Source organism: Pseudodesulfovibrio portus (assembly GCF_026000375.1).
Lineage (GTDB): Bacteria > Desulfobacterota > Desulfovibrionia > Desulfovibrionales > Desulfovibrionaceae > Pseudodesulfovibrio > Pseudodesulfovibrio portus.
In genome coordinates this window covers 1,330,646-1,346,773 of record NZ_AP026708.1, presented here as the reverse complement: position 1 = coordinate 1,346,773, position 16,128 = coordinate 1,330,646, and the positions used below count along the sequence as shown (strand labels likewise).

Sequence of the window (16,128 nt, the reverse complement as noted above, 5' to 3'; positions counted from 1 at the left end):
GGTGGGAAGCCATTCGCATCCACTTTCAACCAGAGGGTATCATCATGGAAGAACTGCTTATCCAGGATCCGGCGGTTGCCGCCGCCATCGCCGACGAGGTGGACCGCCAGGTCTCCAAGCTGGAACTCATTGCCAGCGAAAATTTCGTATCCACGGCCGTGCGCCAGGCACAGGGGTCGGTCATGACCCACAAATACGCCGAAGGCTACCCCGGCAAACGGTGGTACGGCGGCTGCGAGTTCGTTGACGAGGTCGAGGACCTGGCCCGCGACCGCGCCAAGGAGATTTTCGGCGCGGCCTATGCCAACGTCCAGCCCCACTCCGGCTCCCAGGCCAACATGGCCGTCTACTTCGCGGCCTGCAAGCCCGGCGACACCGTGCTCGGCATGGACCTGTCCCACGGCGGCCACCTGACCCACGGCTCCCCGGTCAACTTCTCGGGCAAGCTGTTCAACATGGTGCACTACGGCGTGTCCCGCGAGACCCAGACCATCGACTACGACCAGGTCGAGGCGCTGGCCAAGGAGCACAAGCCGACCATGATCATCGCGGGCGCGTCCGCCTACCCGCGCATCATCGATTTCGCCCGCTTCCGCCAGATCGCCGACGAGGTCGGCGCCAAGCTCATGGTTGACATGGCCCACATCGCCGGTCTCATCGCGGCGGGCGAGCACCCGTCCTGCATCGAGCACGCCCACTACACCACCACCACGACCCACAAGACCCTGCGCGGCCCGCGCGGCGGCATGATCCTGGGTGCCGAGGACCTGGAGCAGGAGCTCAACTCCAACATCTTCCCCGGCATCCAGGGCGGCCCGTTGATGCACGTCATCGCAGCCAAGGCCGTTGCCTTCGGCGAGGCCCTGTCCCCCGGTTTCGTCGAGTACCAGCAGCAGGTCGTCAAGAACGCCAAGCAGTTGGCCGCCTCCCTGACCGAGGCCGGTTACAATCTGGTTTCCGGCGGCACCGACAATCACATGATGCTGCTCGACCTGTCCGAAAAGGACTATACCGGCAAGGACGCCCAGATCGCCCTGGACAAGGCGGGCATCACCGCCAACAAGAACACCATCCCGTTCGAGACCAAGTCCCCGTTCCAGACCTCCGGCATCCGCCTGGGCACTCCCGCCCTGACCACCCGGGGCATGATCGAAGAGGACATGATCGTGGTCGCCGAAGCCATCGTGGCCGCGCTCAACAACATGAACGACGAAAAGGTGCTCGAGGAAATCTCCAATGAGGTCGAGGAATTCGCTCGCGAATTCCCGCTCTTCGCCTGGTAGATCACACCCGACGACAAATGAAATACCCGTGCCGGCTGACGCTGGTGCGGGTTTTTTATTGGGGCGGTCTGTCCGGGGGGGCAGTAATGAGATTAACAGATATAGAAGTGCATGGAGATGGGCAGACTGGTAGACATGAAGTGGACGATGATGTATGCGTCTCGTCCTGGCGGAAATCCTTATTGGGGTGATTATGCGTGTCTATACACTGGTGACTGCCGTATTGCTTCTGTGGTGCCCGGCTGCCCTTGCCGAGGCCATCACCATGCAGGCGATAGTCTATCCTCCTCTGGTTTATGAAGAAAATGGTGAAGTGTATGGCGTGGCCCCCGAAGTGGTCAGGGCCATTCAGGCGGAGTTGGGGGATACCAACCCGCTGGTGGTCATGCCCTGGCTGAGAGCGTACGAGCTGACCAAGAGCGGCAATCGCCACGCCCTGGTCGCCATTGTCCGCATCCCCGAGCGTGAGAAGCTTTTCAAGTGGGTCGGGCCGGTCTTCAGCGAAGGCGATTATTTCTTTCAGAAGCGGGGCGCCAACCTGAACATCAGGACCCTGGACGATGCCCGCAGGGCCGCCCGCATCGCCGTGCGCCGTGACGGCTATACCCATCAGGCCCTTCATGCCGAGGGGTTCGTCAACCTCGACGTGGGGCCGAGTTACGAGTCCAGTTACAAAAAACTGGTCCAGGGCCGTGTGGACCTCGTGCTCATGGGTGAGCGAACCCACTACTACATGGTCAAGCAGGCCGGACTCGATCCCAACGATTTCGAGCGCACGGATTACGAATTTGCCAGGTCTTCGGCCTGGCTGGCGTTTTCCAGGGACATCCCCGACGAGACCATTGCCCGATGGCAGGAGGCCCTTGACAAGCTCAAGGCCGACGGGACCTATGATGCCATCATGAGACGCAATTTCAGACACTGATTCCCCGCCGCCCCAAGGCCGTTTTCCCCTTCGACGGGACCGGGTTCGTGTTCCAATGGGGTGGGTCTTGTGGTAGGAGGAAATACCATGATTCTACCGCCTCCCCCCAACGTTCATGCCCTGGCCGTCCTGGCGCTGACCGGCGTCGCCCTTGTCCTGTTCAGCCGCGAGAAGCTGCCGCTGCAGACGTCGAGCCTGCTCGTTATGGTGGCGCTGATCGTCGGCTTCGAGGTGTTTCCCTTTCAAACGGACCGGGGGACGCTCCACGCCGTGGACTTTTTCCTCGGTTTCGGCAACGAGGCCCTGATAGCGGTCTGCGCGCTGATGATCGCCGGGCAGGGGCTGCTCAGGACCGGCGCGTTGGACCCCATGGGGCGGATGCTGGCCCGGTTTTGGAAGGTCAGCCCCCAGGGCGCGCTGCTGCTGACCCTTATCCTCGGAGGCTTCGCCAGCGCGTTCATCAACAACGTCCCGGTGGTCGTGTTGCTGCTTCCCGTGCTGGTGTCCGTGTCCCTCAAGACCAAACAGCCGGCCACGTCCGTTTTGATGCCCATGGGCTTTTCCACCCTGCTGGGCGGCACGACAACCACCATCGGCACGTCCACCAACCTGCTGGTCGTGTCCGTGGCCGTGGACATGGGCCTCGAACGGCTGGGCATGTTCGACTTCGTGCTTCCGGCCGTCATGGCCGGCGGCGTCGGCATCCTCTATCTCTGGCTGGTGGCTCCGCGCCTGATCCCCAAGCGGGACATTTCCCTGACCGACCCGTCTCCGCGTATCTTTACCGCCCACCTGGGCGTTACCGCAGAGAGCCTTCTGGTGGGCCAGCCGCTGTCCAGGGCTCTGGAACTCACCGACGGCCGCATGAAGGTCACGGCCCTGGAGCGGGGCGAGGGCAACCAGATCATGCTGCTGCCCGACGTGACCCTGAGGGAGGGCGACCACCTGGTGGTCAGCGACACGCCCGACAATCTCAAGGAGTTCGAGCAGGTGCTGGAAGGCACGCTCTTCCCCGTGGGCTCGGAGGACCAGCCCATCTGCGAAGACAACCCGCTGCAGGCGGCGGACCAGAAGGTGGCGGAGATCGCCATCTACGAAGGTTCGCCCCTGGTTGGCAGGACCCTTGAGAACCACCGGTTCGCCGAGCGCCATGGGCTGACCGTCCTGGCCCTCCATCGGCCCGGCAGGCAGGTGACCCGGATGGTGGAAAAGGTCCGCAACGTCCGCCTCCGCGCGGGCGACATCCTGCTGGTGCAGGGGGCGGAGGAGAAGATCGCCGAGTTGAAGCGGACCGGCGAGTTCCTGGTGCTCGACTCGATCATGGACGTGCCGTCCTCTGAAAAGGCGCCCGTCGCCCTGGCCATCATGCTCGGGATCATCCTGGTGGCGGCCCTGGGCTGGCTGCCCATCGCCATCAGCGCCACCTGCGGTGCGCTGCTCATGATCCTCACCGGCTGCCTGACCTGGAACGAAGCCACCCGCGCCCTGAGCGTGCAGGTGGTGCTCATCGTGGTGGCCAGCCTCGCCCTGGGCGCGGCCATGCTCAAGACCGGCGCGGCCGAGTACCTGGGCACGCTCTTCGTGGCCGCCACCGGCACTACGTCGCCGCACGTGGTCATCTCCGGGCTCATGCTGCTCATGGCCGTGCTGACCAACATCATCTCCAACAACGCCGCCGCAGTCATAGGCACGCCCATCGCCATCTCCATCGCCACCCAGATGGGGCTCCCGCCCCTGCCGTTCGTCCTGGCCGTGCTGTTCGGCGCGAACATGAGCTACGCCACGCCCATGGCCTACAAGACCAACCTGCTGGTCATGAACGCGGGCGAATACTCCTTTTCCGACTTCGTCAAGGTCGGCGTCCCCCTGGTCCTGGTCATGTGGGGCACGCTGTCCGTGCTCCTGCCCATGTTTTACCTTTGATGCCTCCGGCGGCCCGAGGGGAAACTCTTGAAAGAGTTTCCCCTCGGGACTTCCCTTCAGAACTGTTTGTATCCGCCTTGGGCGGGAGCGCGGAGCGCGGTATTACTTGAGGGTTTCTTCGAGGAAACCGGTGAACCGGGCCCACGATTTCTTGTCGGCGTCCTCGCGGTAGCGCGGCGAGCCGAACACGGTGAAGGCGTGGGGCGCGCCGCTGTAGATGTTCATCTCGTGCCTGATCCCGGCGGCCTCAAGCTCCTTGGCCAGCCCGGCCAATTCATCCATGGACACGGCCTGGTCGGCCGAGCCGTGGAAGACCAGAACGAATCCCCTGACGGCGGAAACGTCCTGCCCCTCGGGCGTGGCCAGGTTGCCGTGGAAGAGGACGAACGCCTTGAGGTCCGCACCCGACCGGGCCAGCTCCAGCACGGCGGTGCCGCCGAAGCAGTAGCCCATGGCCACGGCGTTGGCCGTGTCGCCGCCCAGCGCCCGCGCCTTGTCCAGCGCCCCGTCGAGCAGGGCGCGCATGCGGCCCCGGTCGGCGTAGAGCGCGCCGGTCAGCCGCTTCTTGTCCTCGGTCTCGGTGGGCCGCACGCCCGCGCCGAACAGGTCCACGGCGAACACCGCGTAACCCAGCTCGGCCAGCATGTCGGCCCGCTTCACCTCGTAGTCGGTCAAGCCGTCCCAGTCATGGACGAGCAGCACCAGCGGCGCTTTGTCCGCAGGGCTGACAAAATAGCCTTCAAAGGATTCGCCGTTCACGGTGTACGGCACGGCCCCGCCCATCCCGGCCATGGCCGTGACGGGGATCATCAGCAACGTCAGTATGATGAGCAGATGCTTCATGGCAATCTCCTTGGTTTGAACGGAGTTGATTGCCATCAATATACCACAACAGGGGTGGTCTATGGGAAGCAAAATCGGCGGGAGGGGGAGAGAGCGGGGATTATTCGTTCGAGGGAGTCTCCAGCCCGCACCCGGCGCACTGGGCGCAGCCTTTGGCCGAGCAGCCGGGGGAGACCTTGGCGGCCTTGGCGCGTTGCCATTCCTTCCACAGGTGTTCGCGGTTCACGCCGATGTCGATGACGTCCCAGGGGAAGGGCTCGTCGCGGGCCCGTTCGCGGTCGAGGATGGTTGCCGGGTCGCCCTTCCACAGCTTGAGCGCCTTTTTCCAGCCGCCCTGTTCGGCAGCCAGTTGGATGAAGTCCGCCACCTCTTCGCCGCCGCGCGCGAGCAACCCCTGGAGCCGGGCCTGGAACGGATTGTCGTGCTGGAGCGTCACGCCCTTGAACGGCTTGGCCATGCGCGTCAGCTGCTTCATGCGCGCGTTGAGTTCGGCATCGCCCATCATGGGGGCCCACTGGAACGGGGTGAACGGCTTGGGCACCAGGGAGCTGACCCCGATGGTGATGCGCATGAACTGCTTTTTGCGGCCGCCGGGCTCCTCACTGCGGATGGCCACGATCTCTTCGAGCAGGGCGGCCAGCTCGGTGTAGTCCTCGTCGGTCTCGCCGGGCCAGCCCGCGATCAGGTAGAGCTTGAGGTGGTTGACCCCGTACCGGGCGCAGAGCCGGACCGCGTTCTTGAAATCCCTGATGTCGAGCTTCTTGCTCATCATGCGCCGCAGCCGTTCGGAAGCCCCTTCCAGGGCCAGGGTCACGGTGCGGATGCCGCGTTCGCGCAGGTAGGTGAGGAGCTCCTCGGTGATGCCGTCCGCGCGCATGGAGGACAGGGAAAATTTCTTCTTTTTTTCGTGCAGCCACTTGAGAAAGGGGAGCAGGTCCGGCCAGTCTGTCAGGGCCGTGCCCACCAGCCCCACCTTGGGCGGGTCGGCCAGCTCCACGATGCGCTTGAGCTCGTCGAGCCTGGCGTGCCGGGGCGGGCGGTAGATGAACCCGGCGGCGCAGAACCGGCAACCGTAGGGGCACCCCCGGTTGACCTCCAGCAGCAGGGTGTCGCGGAAGGCGGCGGTGCCGGAGATGAAGCAGGAAAAGGCCGGGTCCGTCAGCGGGCCGGGTTTGCCGGACACGATGCGTCTGACCGGGGTCTTGGAGCGGCCGGGAGCGTACACGCCGGGCAGGTCCTTGACGGCTTCGAGGATGTCGTCTCTGCCCAGGCCGTCGAAGACGAGCTGCTTCACGGTCTCGAACAGGTTCAGGAAATGCTCTTCGGCCTCGCCCACCCAGAAGAGGTCCACGAAGGGGGCGATGGGGGCCGGGTTGAGAAAGGCGATGGGCCCTCCCGCGATGACCAGCGGGAGAGAAGGGCGTTCCGCCGCAAGCGGCGGAACGCCCGCCGCCCGGAGCGTTCGAGGAAGACTGAGGAAATCTTCCTCGAACGTAATGCTCCAGGCTATTACAGGGAATGAGGATAGTGGGCTTTTTGATTCGCGCGTGACGGGGCTTTCGCCATCGGTCAGTCCCAGCTTGTCCGGGAAGACACGTTCAACGGCCAGGCCGGGCTCCTCGGCCAGCGTCCGGTATACGGACTGCCAGCCCAGGGCGGATATGGCGGCCTTGTCGCCTCCGGGGACGGCCAGCGCTACGGGCAGCCGTCCTCCGAGGTCGGGAGCCAGGGGCTCCCGGACGCCATGATACAGGGTTCGCTTACCTATGACGGTATCCCCCTACAGCGCGCGAGGTACGCATCCTAGTCTACATTCTTGCGAATGAAGGCAGGGACTTCGAGATTGTCCTCCTCGAAAATGAATTCCTCTTCGCCGGGACCGGCAACGGCCCGCTGGCTCATCCGGACGTTGGGCATTTCGGTGGTGTTCAGTTCGCCGCCCGCCTTGCGCAGGTACGCCGGGATGTTGCGGTCGGTGTTGAGCACCTTCTGGTGGACCGCCCGCTTGGGCTGGGCCACTGCCTGTTCCATGCCGCGCGGCTTGCCGAGCAGCAGCAGTTTCTGCTGTTCCGCCTTGGAAAGGACCGGTTCCGGCTCTTCCGCCGCCGGGTCGATGCCCGTGGCGATGACCGTGATGCGCATCTCGTCGCCCGCGTCCGGGTCGAAGACTGTGCCGAAGAAGATTTCGGCGTCGTCGTGGGCTTCCTTGTAAATGATGTCCGCAGCCTCGGAGACCTCGTCGATGAGCATGTCCGGGCCGCAGGTGATGTTGATCAACACGCCCTTGGCGCCCTCGATGGACACGTCTTCCAGCAGCGGGGAGGTGATGGCCTTCATGGCCGCTTCCTTGGCCCGGGATTCGCCGGACGCGATGCCGGTGCCCATGAGCGCCATGCCGGAGCAGGACATGGCGGCCTTGACGTCCGCGAAGTCCAGGTTGATCAGCCCGTGCACGGTGATCAGGTCGGCGATGCCCTTGACCGCGTAGTACAGGACCTCATCCGCCTTCTTGAGCATGTCGGAGAAGGACGCCTTCTTGGCGGCCAGCTGGAGCAGCCGGTCGTTGGGGATGGTGATGATGGAGTCCACCACGTCGGACAACGCCCGGGTGCCCTCTTCGGCCTGTTCCAGCCTGCGGCGGCCTTCGAAGTAGAAGGGCTTGGTGACCACGCCCACGGTGAGCGCGCCCAGTTCCTTGGCCACCTGGGCCACGACCGGGGCGGAACCGGTGCCGGTGCCGCCGCCCATGCCGGCGGTGATGAAGACCATGTCCGCGCCGTCCAGGGCCTCGCGGATCTGCTCCACGGACTCCAGGGCGGCGTTGCGGCCGATCTCCGGGTTGGCGCCCGCGCCGAGACCCTTGGTCAGCTTCTCGCCGATCTGGATCTTGTGTTCGGCCATGGACTTGTTGATGTCCTGGTTGTCGGTGTTGGCAACGATGAATTTGACGCCCTTGAGAGCGGACATGATCATGTTGTTGACCGCGTTGCCGCCACCGCCGCCGCAGCCCACGACCTTGATCTTGGCGCTGCTTTCGTGTTCGATTTCAAAGTATTCCATGTGTCTTCCTCCTCAGTATTTTCCCTGTTTTCCCTGTATCTTCAAAACTCACTTGATGTCCGTGAACCACTTCTTCATGCGCGAGACGATGCGGTCGAAGCCGGAATCGTCGCGAATCTTGAAGGGACGGACCTTGTTGTGCAGGCCTTCCTCTTCCGCTCCGTGGAGCAGCAGGCCGACAGCCGTGGCGTACTTGGGGCTGTGCACCTCGCTGGCCAGGCCGCCGATGCCTTCCTCTGGCGCGCCGATGCGCACCGGCAGGTCGAAGATCTGCTCGGCCAGCTCCTGCATGCCGTCGATCATGACCGTGCCGCCCGTGAGCACCACGCCCGCAGCGATCATGTTCTTGAAGCCGGACTTGATCAGCTCCTGGTCCACCAGGGCGAGTATCTCCTCGCAGCGCGGCTCGCAGATTTCCGCCAGCACGCGCTTGCTCATCTTGCGCGACTCGCGACCGCCCACGCTCGGCACCTCGATGATCTCCTCGCTGGTCACCAGGTCGGCCATGGCGCAGCCGTATTCCATCTTGATCTTCTCGGCGGACATCATGGGCGTGCGCAGCCCGTAGGCGATGTCGTTGGTCAGGTTGTGGCCGCCGAGCGCCAGCACGCTGGTGTGCTTGATGGAGTCCTTGGAGAAGACCGCGATGTCCGTGGTGCCGCCGCCGATGTCAACCAGGGCAACGCCGATCTCCCTTTCCTCGGGGGAGAGCACCGCCTTGCTGGAGGCCAGCGACTCGAGGACGATGTTGGACACGTCCAGGCCGGACCGGTTGCACGACCGGATGATGTTCTGGGCCGAGGTCACCGCGCCGGTGACGATGTGCACCTTGACCTCCAGGCGCACGCCCGCCATGCCAAGCGGATCGGCGATGCCGCGCTGGTCGTCCACGATGAACTCCTGGGGCAGGGTGTGCAGCACCTCGCGGTCCATGGGGATGGCGATGGCCTTGGCCGCCTCGATGACGCGGTCCACGTCGCGCTGGGTGACTTCGCCGCCCTTGACCGCGATGACGCCGTGGGAATTGAACCCCTGGATGTGGGACCCGGCGATGCCCGCGTACACGGTGCGGATGTCGCACCCGGCCATGAGTTCCGCGTCCTCCAGGGACTTCTTGATGCATTGGACCGTCTTTTCGATGTTGACGACCACGCCGCGCCGCAACCCGGTGGACGGTGCCGTGCCGATGCCGATGATGTCGACGCCGGTGTCCGATGCTTCGCCCACCACGGTGCAGATTTTGGTGGTGCCCACGTCGAGGCCCACGATCAGATCATTTCTAGCCATAAACAAACACTCCTCAATGTTGTTCCCTGTATCCTTAAGTACTATCCAGAGCGCTATCCCTCGGAGGGCTCGCGCTTCTTGATCCAGATTTTTTCGCCGCTGGCCGCAATGATGGCCGCGTCCTTGAATTCGTTGCGCCTGAGCAGGTCGCGCCAGACGACCTTCATCCGTTCAAGCTGCGTCTCCCATTGGTCGGTGCCGAACCTGACGGTCAGGCCTCGTCCGCCCGCGTGGCCGTCCAGGTAGATTTCCAGTTCGTGGGCGCTGGTCAGCTTGATCCAGGCCGTCTGGCTCTGGGTGAAGGGGGTCTTCTTTTCCTTCATCTTTTCCAGAATGCCCCTGAGCACCGCCGGGCCTTCGTCCAGCCCCTCGGCCACGGTCAGGATCGGCAGGGAGGCCATTTCGCCGGGGTGCATGGGCGCGATGACCCGGCCCGAGGCGTCCGCAAAGTAGAGGCCGTCGCCCTGGCGAATCCAGAAGGCCGGGACCTTTTCCTCCACGCCGATGCGGAGCCGGTTGGGAAATTCCCGGCGCACGGTCACGGACTCGATCCACGGGTTGGCCGAGAGCCGCTGCTCCACTTCGCCCACGTTCATGTCCAGGCAGTTGAGGCCGAGACCGATGTTCGCGCTTTTCAGGATGTCGCCACGGTTCAGCCGGTCGATACCGGTGACGTGGATTTCCTTGAGTTCGAAATAGGGGTGGGTGGTCAGGTAGCGGTAGCCGAAAAGCAGGCCCACGCCGAGGACCGCCACCAGGGAGAGGGTGAGCATGAGCATCACGCAGCGGACCATGAACTGGCCGATCCCGGCCAGCCTGCGCTGCGGCCTTTTCCGGGTGTTGGACAGGGTGGTCCTTTTCTGGGTGCGGAAGGAGTTGGAGCGCTTCTTGCGCTTGCTGCCCAGCGTGATGCGGCTCTGCTTGCCGATTGTCAGGGTACTCACAGTATGATGACCTCCATGTCGAGGATGATGCCGAATTGTTCCTTCACCTTTTCGCGGCCCTGGTCGATGAGCTCCAGGGCGTCTTGGGAGGTGCCGCCCCCCGTGTTGATCAGGAAGTTGGCATGGATGTCCGAAAAGGCCATGCCGCCGAGGCGCGCGCCCTTCATGCCCGCCTTGTCCAGCAGCATCCCGGCGGACTCTCCCTCCGGGTTCTTGAAAATGCATCCCGCGCTGCGTGCGGTGACGGGCTGGGTGGCTTTTTTCCTGTCGTAGTTGTCCTGCATGGTCTTGCGCACCTGTTTTGGCTGGCCTTCGGTCAGGGCCAGTTCCACCTGCCAGATGAGCGCCTTGGCCATGGGAATCCCGGGCGTGAAGCGGCGATAGCCGAAGTCGCACTGTTCCCGGTCCAGCCAGAACAGCCCCTGGCCCGGCGACCAGAGCCGGACGCGGCTGACCACGTCGCCGATCTCGGTGCCGTAGGACCCGGCGTTCATGGCCACGGCCCCGCCCACGGAGCCGGGGATGCCGGTCAGCCCTTCCAGGCCGGACAGCCCGGCCATCTGCGCCCAGCCGAGCAGGCCGGGCAGCCGCTGCCCGCCGCCGCAGCGGACGATGAGCCTGTCGCCGACCTTTTCCACGCGCTCGGGGCCGGGAGGCGTGGCCGTGCGGATGAGCGCCACGTCCAGGTGGGTGTCGGGCGCCAGGAGGTTGCTGCCTTCGCCGATGACGAACGGCCGCAGGGGCTCCTTCATGAGGAAGTCGCCCAGCTCGTCAAGGTCCCGCTCGTCGCGGGCCACGAGTTCCACCTCGGCGGTGCCGCCGAGCCGCAGCGTGGTCCGCTCGGCAAGCGATGGTCGGGCAATGCGTTCCAGGGCCATGGTCGTCCTTACTCCTCGTCCGTGTCGTTTTCGGCACGGTCCGGTTCCTCGTCGGGTTGCTCGAGCCAGTTCTCGCCGATCGTCCAGATGGAGCCCGCGCCCTGGGTCATGAACAGGTCGCCGGGTTTGAGGATATCCTTGAGCCGTTTTTCCAATGACTCGAAGTCCGGGAAAAACTGGACCTTGGTCTCGGACACCTGCTTGATGCCCTGGGCCAGGGACAGGCCGGAGACGCCGGGGATGGGCGACTCCGAAGCCGGGTAGATTTCGGTCAGCAGGAGCAGGTCCGCGTCGGCGAAGGCCTGGCAGAATTCGCCGAACAGGGCCTGGGTCCGGGAGAAGCGGTGGGGCTGGAAGGCCACCACCAACCGGCGGTCCGGGTAGCACTCCTTGGCCGTGCGCAGGTTGGCTTCGATTTCGGCGGGGTGGTGGCCGTAGTCGTCCACCACCACGACCCCTTTGCGCTCGCCCTTGCGCTCGAAGCGGCGGCCCACGCCGCCGAAGTTGCCCAGCCCGTTGATGATGTCGTGTTTCTCGAGCCCGGCCTCAAGGGCCACGCCGATGCAGGCCAGGGCGTTCAGGACGTTGTGGGTGCCGGGTTGGGCCACGGTCACTTCGCCCCATTCCTCGCCGTCCAGGTAGACCTTGAACAGGGTGCGCAGGTGGGCGGTGATGATCTCGCCCCGCAGCCGGTTCTTGTTGCCCAGTCCGTAGGTCAGGCAGGGGCGCTTGATGAGCGGGAGCAGCCGCTGGACGCCCTCGTCGTCGCCGCAGACCACGTTCATGCCGTAGAAGGGGATGGAGTTCATGAAGCGGATGAACGACAGGTCGATGGCGTCCTGGTTGTCGTAGAAATCCATGTGGTCCTTGTCCACGTTGGTGACCACGGTGATGATGGGGGAAAGCCGCAGGAACGAGCCGTCGGACTCGTCGGCCTCGGCGATGAGGTAGTCGCCCTCGCCCAGGCGGGCGTTGGCGCCGTATGTGTTCAGCTTGCCGCCGATGATCACGGTGGGGTCGAGCCCGGCCTCGGTGAAGATGGTGGCCATGAGCGAGGTCGTGGTGGTCTTGCCGTGGGTCCCGGCCACGGCGATGCCGGTGCGAAGGCGCATCAGCTCGGCCAGCATTTCGGCGCGGGGGATGATGGGGATGCCCCGGTCGCGGGCTTCCACCAGTTCCGGGTTTTTGTCCGGGATGGCCGTGGACTTGATGAGCACTTCGGCGTTGCCCACGTTGTCCGCGCCATGGCCGATGAAGACCGTGGCCCCGAGTTTTTCCAGCCTGCGCACCGCCGCCGAGGCGGACAGGTCCGAGCCGGTGACGTGAAAGCCCATGTTGATGAGCACCTCGGCGATGCCGTTCATGCCGGAGCCGCCGATGCCCACCATGTGGATGTTGTTCACCCGCGCCCGCATTGCCGGGCAGGCCTCGCCGCCCACTGTCAGATACGGTCCCTGTGCTGCTGCCATAATCCTGTCCTCCTGCCTACGCCGCCAGTCCTTCCAGACCGGCCACTATATCCGCGGCTGCGGCGGGCTTGGCAAAGCCCCGCGCCGCCTCTTCCATGGCGGACAGCCTCTCGGCGTCGCCGAGCAGCCTGTTCACGGCCCGGAACAGCCCCTCGCCGGTCAGTGCCGGTTGGGGAATCAGTTCCGCCGCGCCCAGGTCCGCCATGGCCTTGGCATTCATTGTTTGATGGTCGTGCGTGGCCTGGGGAAAGGGCACGAAGATGGCCGGTACCCCTGCCGCCGCGATTTCAAAGACCGTGGACGCCCCGGCCCGGCATACGGCCAGGTCGCAGAGCGCGTATTCGGCCCCGATGTCCTCGATGAATTCCCGGACCTGCGCCGGGTCGGCGCCAGCGGCTTCATAGGCCGCGCGTACCCGGACGTAGTCCGTCCTGCCCGCCTGGTGCACGAGCCGGATGCCCGCTTCCATGAACCGGGGCAGCGCCTCGATGATGGCGTCGTTGACGGGCCTGGCTCCCTGGCTGCCGCCCAGGACGAGGACCCGCCGTCCCGTTGCCCGCCCCCTGCGCCGCTTCGCGGCCTGGAGAATCTCCTGGCGCACGGGATTGCCGGTCAGGTAGGTCTTGTGGGCCGGGAAGACGCGCAGTCTGTCCGGGAAGCTCAGGAAAATTCGTTTCACCACCTTGCCGAGCATCTTGTTGGCCACGCCCGGCACGGAGTTCTGTTCGTGGATGGCCGTGGGGATGCCCAGGATGCGCGCGGCCAGGACCGGGCAGAATCCGGCATAGCCGCCGAAGCCGATGACCGCGTCAGGCTTGAAGCCCCAGACCGCTGCCAGGGCCTTGGGCACGCCCGTGCCCAGCCAGCCCAGGCCGGAGAGGACGCCGGGGATGCCGCGCCCCATGATGCCGGAGGCCGGGAGTTCCAGGAATCGCAGGCCGTGTTTGCGGGCCATGTCGCCCTCCACGCCCGGGCCGCCCATGAACAGGATGTCCACGCCCTTGTTGCGCAGGGTCAGTTCCGTGGCCGTGGCCAGGGCCGGGAAGATGTGGCCGCCCGTGCCGCCGGTGGTCAGGATGACGCGGTTCAGGATCATGCCTTTGCCCTCCTGGAGAGGTTGAGCAGGATGCCCGCGCAGATGAAGGACACGGTCAGGCTCGATCCGCCGTAGCTGATGAACGGCATGGCCACGCCCTTGGGCGGCACCGTGCCCAGCACCACGGCCAGGTTCAGGATCATGCCCAGGGCGATGATGCAGGTCAGGCCGAAGGCCGTGAACCGGTCCTGCAGCTCTTCGAGCCGCATGGCGATGCGCAGCGCGCGATACAGGAAAAATCCGATGATGCAGAAGAAGATGGACATGCCGACGAAACCCAGTTCCTCGCCGACCACGGCCATGATGAAGTCGTTGTGCGCCTCGGGCAGGAAGAAGAGCTTGGACTGTCCCGCGCCGAAGCCCTTGCCGAAGAGCTTGCCCGAGCCGAAGGCGTACAGGGACTGGACCAGCTGGTAGCCCTCGTTCTGGGCCAGCTCGTGCGGGTTGAGGAAGGCGGTCCACCGCTTCAGCCGGTAGGGCGAGGACGAGATGAGCATGTAGCCCGCGCCGCCCGCGAAGACCAGGGACAGGAGCAGGTAGCTGATGCGCGTGCCGCCCACCATGCACATGAACAGGAGCAGGCCGCACAGGACCACCGCGCCGCCGAAGTCCGGCTGCAGGAGCAGCAGGCCGCACAGGAAGCCGGTGACCAGGAACGGGGGGAGGAAGCCCACCGAGAAGGTGCGCACCATGTCCTGTTTCCGGGAGAAGAAATAGGCGAGATAGAAGACCAGTGCGATCTTGGCGTATTCCAGGGGCTGGAAGTTGACCGGCCCCAGGCGTATCCAGCGGCTGGCGCCGTTGACGCTGACCCCCAGGGGGGAGAGGCACAGGCCCAGCATGATCACGGCCAGCCCCACCCAGAAGTAGGTCAGTGAATAGAGCAGGTTGCGGGGGACGTACATGCAGGCCAGCATGATGATCAGCCCCACGCCCGTGAAGGCGAGCTGGCGCTTGAAGAAGTAGTAGGTGTCCTGGTACTTCTGCTCGGCCATGATGCCCGAGGAGGACAGGACCATGATCAGGCCGAAGGCCCCGAGCACCAGGGTGGCCACCAGGAGCCAGTGATCGATGCGCCCTGCGTTGCCCGCGCTTTTCTTGGCGTTGATGCCGCTAGTCATGCAGCCCCCCCACCACGCGCTTGAAGTCCGCGCCGCGTTCGGCCATGCCGTTGTACTGGTCGAAGCTGGCCGTGGCCGGGGAGAGCAGGACCACGTCGCCCGGGGCGGCCCCGGCGGCCAGCCGCTTGGTCGCGCCTTCCAGGGTCTCGTCCCAGCTTACGGGGAAGCGTTTCGCCAGTTCCGGCTCCAGGTCCTCGCGCGCACCGCCGAACAGGCCTACCTGCACGACCCTGCCGTCCACGTCCCGGGCGAACCGGGCCACGTCGCCGCCCTTCCACACGCCGCCCATGAGGATGCGCACCGGGCGGTCGAATGAGCGGACCGCAGCCAGGGCCGCGTCCAGGGTGGTGGCCTTGGAGTCGTTGACGTAGAGCACGCCCTTTTTTTCGCCTACCGGCTCGATGCGGTGGGCCAGGGGCTTGAAATTCATGATGGTCGCGGCCGCCTGCTCCTCGGTGACGCCGAACCGCCTGACGGCCTGCCAGGCCGCTTCCACGTTGGACCGGTTGTGCTCGCCCGGAAGGTGCGGGGCGTCGAAGCGGTCCGTGGCGTCGAACCATTCCACATGGGCGTTGGTGAAGGAGCGGTCCTTGAGCACCGGGCGCAGCGACTCGTGCAGCAGGGCGGTGTCCTCGCCGGTCATCTGGGAAAAGAGGTTGAGCTTGGCGTCCAGGTATTCGTCCATGTCCTCGTGGTAGTCGAGGTGGTTGGCCGAAAAGTTGAGGAACACGCCGACGTGCGGCTTGAACAGTCGGCAGTTCTGGAGCTGGAAGCTGGACACCTCGAGCACGATGATCTCGGCGGGTTCCATGTCCAGCAGGTATTCGCACAGGGGCACGCCGATGTTGCCGCCGGTAAAGGCGCGGCGTCCGGCCTGCGCGAATATCTCGGAGATCAGGGTGGTGGTCGTGGTCTTGCCGTTGGACCCGGTCACGGCCAGCACCGGGGCCTCGATGAACCAGGAGGCGAATTCCAGTTCGGCCACGATCTTGCGCGCGGGAATGCCTTCAAGCACCGGGGCGAGTTTCCTGACCGGCACGCCAGGGGAAAAGACGATGATGTCCGCGTCCGCGAAGTGCTCCTTCTTGTGCTCGCCCGCGACCAGTTCCGCCTTGCCCTTGAGCGGTCCCAGCACGTCCTCGGTGAGGTCGTCCTTGCGATCCGCAACGCGCACGCGCGCGCCGAGCACGTCCAGCAGACGGGCGGCGGCCAGGCCGGACTTGCCGGTGCCCACCACCACGGCCTGCTTGCCCGTGAGGATCGCTTGATCGATGAAGTTGCGAACGATTCGATTCACGG

The 16,128-nt window shown here is 65.1% G+C and carries 13 protein-coding genes; 3 read left to right on the top strand and 10 right to left on the bottom strand.

Annotation, left to right across the window (positions count from 1 at the left end; genetic code table 11):
* The first annotated feature begins 44 nt into the window (after positions 1 to 44).
* The 3 genes from glyA (at position 45) to OO730_RS06470 (ending at position 4,131) form a co-directional block, all read left to right on the top strand.
* Positions 45 to 1,283 carry a serine hydroxymethyltransferase gene (glyA, locus tag OO730_RS06480; protein ID WP_264983769.1) on the top strand — a complete coding sequence of 413 codons (1,239 nt, stop codon included), beginning with the start codon at positions 45 to 47 and terminating at the stop codon, positions 1,281 to 1,283.
* A 193-nt stretch (positions 1,284 to 1,476) separates the two neighbouring features.
* Positions 1,477 to 2,208, top strand: a complete 732-nt coding sequence (locus tag OO730_RS06475) for a substrate-binding periplasmic protein (RefSeq protein WP_264983768.1) — start codon at positions 1,477 to 1,479, stop codon at positions 2,206 to 2,208.
* A gap of 87 nt (positions 2,209 to 2,295) precedes the next feature.
* Entirely contained in the window at positions 2,296 to 4,131 is a 1,836-nt protein-coding gene (locus tag OO730_RS06470; protein ID WP_264983767.1) for an SLC13 family permease, read from the top strand.
* Between the two features lie 102 nt (positions 4,132 to 4,233).
* Here OO730_RS06470 and OO730_RS06465 read toward each other — a convergent pair whose 3' ends face one another.
* From OO730_RS06465 to murD, 10 genes are all read right to left on the bottom strand, one after another.
* On the bottom strand, positions 4,234 to 4,974 hold the full coding sequence (locus tag OO730_RS06465; protein WP_264983766.1) for a dienelactone hydrolase family protein: 741 nt from the start codon (positions 4,972 to 4,974) through the stop codon (positions 4,234 to 4,236).
* A 100-nt stretch (positions 4,975 to 5,074) separates the two neighbouring features.
* The gene (locus OO730_RS06460; RefSeq protein ID WP_264984135.1) at positions 5,075 to 6,742 is read right to left on the bottom strand and encodes a radical SAM protein; all 1,668 of its coding nucleotides are present in this window, start codon (positions 6,740 to 6,742) and stop codon (positions 5,075 to 5,077) included.
* A gap of 35 nt (positions 6,743 to 6,777) precedes the next feature.
* Positions 6,778 to 8,034, bottom strand: a complete 1,257-nt coding sequence (ftsZ, locus tag OO730_RS06455; RefSeq protein ID WP_264983765.1) for a cell division protein FtsZ — start codon at positions 8,032 to 8,034, stop codon at positions 6,778 to 6,780.
* 48 nt (positions 8,035 to 8,082) lie between these two features.
* A complete protein-coding gene (gene ftsA, locus OO730_RS06450; RefSeq protein ID WP_264983764.1) occupies positions 8,083 to 9,321 on the bottom strand; it encodes a cell division protein FtsA in 1,239 nt (412 codons plus the stop codon).
* A 53-nt stretch (positions 9,322 to 9,374) separates the two neighbouring features.
* A complete protein-coding gene (locus OO730_RS06445) occupies positions 9,375 to 10,265 on the bottom strand; it encodes a cell division protein FtsQ/DivIB (protein WP_264983763.1) in 891 nt (296 codons plus the stop codon).
* Entirely contained in the window at positions 10,262 to 11,143 is an 882-nt protein-coding gene (gene murB, locus OO730_RS06440; RefSeq protein ID WP_264983762.1) for a UDP-N-acetylmuramate dehydrogenase, read from the bottom strand. Before murB ends, OO730_RS06445 begins: the two co-directional genes overlap by 4 nt.
* Before the next feature lie 8 nt (positions 11,144 to 11,151).
* Positions 11,152 to 12,558: a UDP-N-acetylmuramate--L-alanine ligase gene (murC, locus tag OO730_RS06435; protein ID WP_264984134.1), complete on the bottom strand. Its 1,407-nt coding sequence runs from the start codon at positions 12,556 to 12,558 to the stop codon at positions 11,152 to 11,154.
* Positions 12,559 to 12,628: 70 nt separating this feature from the next.
* The gene (murG, locus tag OO730_RS06430; RefSeq protein ID WP_264983761.1) at positions 12,629 to 13,708 is read right to left on the bottom strand and encodes an undecaprenyldiphospho-muramoylpentapeptide beta-N-acetylglucosaminyltransferase; all 1,080 of its coding nucleotides are present in this window, start codon (positions 13,706 to 13,708) and stop codon (positions 12,629 to 12,631) included.
* The gene (gene ftsW, locus OO730_RS06425) at positions 13,705 to 14,829 is read right to left on the bottom strand and encodes a putative lipid II flippase FtsW (RefSeq protein ID WP_264983760.1); all 1,125 of its coding nucleotides are present in this window, start codon (positions 14,827 to 14,829) and stop codon (positions 13,705 to 13,707) included. Before ftsW ends, murG begins: the two co-directional genes overlap by 4 nt.
* Positions 14,822 to 16,126, bottom strand: coding sequence for a UDP-N-acetylmuramoyl-L-alanine--D-glutamate ligase (murD, locus tag OO730_RS06420; protein ID WP_264983759.1), 1,305 nt, complete (start codon positions 16,124 to 16,126; stop codon positions 14,822 to 14,824). The genes ftsW and murD overlap by 8 nt, the downstream gene beginning before the upstream one ends.
* Positions 16,127 to 16,128 lie beyond the last annotated feature (2 nt).

Excerpts from the sequence above, each read along its gene's own strand:
- glyA (WP_264983769.1), top strand. The coding sequence starts at position 45 with ATGGAAGAACTGCTTATCCAGGATCCGGCGGTTGCCGCCGCCATCGCC.
- OO730_RS06475 (WP_264983768.1), top strand. The coding sequence starts at position 1,477 with ATGCGTGTCTATACACTGGTGACTGCCGTATTGCTTCTGTGGTGCCCG.
- OO730_RS06470 (WP_264983767.1), top strand. The coding sequence starts at position 2,296 with ATGATTCTACCGCCTCCCCCCAACGTTCATGCCCTGGCCGTCCTGGCG.
- OO730_RS06465 (WP_264983766.1), bottom strand. The coding sequence starts at position 4,974 with ATGAAGCATCTGCTCATCATACTGACGTTGCTGATGATCCCCGTCACG.
- ftsZ (WP_264983765.1), bottom strand. The coding sequence starts at position 8,034 with ATGGAATACTTTGAAATCGAACACGAAAGCAGCGCCAAGATCAAGGTC.
- ftsA (WP_264983764.1), bottom strand. The coding sequence starts at position 9,321 with ATGGCTAGAAATGATCTGATCGTGGGCCTCGACGTGGGCACCACCAAA.
- murB (WP_264983762.1), bottom strand. The coding sequence starts at position 11,143 with ATGGCCCTGGAACGCATTGCCCGACCATCGCTTGCCGAGCGGACCACG.
- murC (WP_264984134.1), bottom strand. The coding sequence starts at position 12,558 with ATGCGGGCGCGGGTGAACAACATCCACATGGTGGGCATCGGCGGCTCC.
- murG (WP_264983761.1), bottom strand. The coding sequence starts at position 13,708 with ATGATCCTGAACCGCGTCATCCTGACCACCGGCGGCACGGGCGGCCAC.
- ftsW (WP_264983760.1), bottom strand. The coding sequence starts at position 14,829 with ATGACTAGCGGCATCAACGCCAAGAAAAGCGCGGGCAACGCAGGGCGC.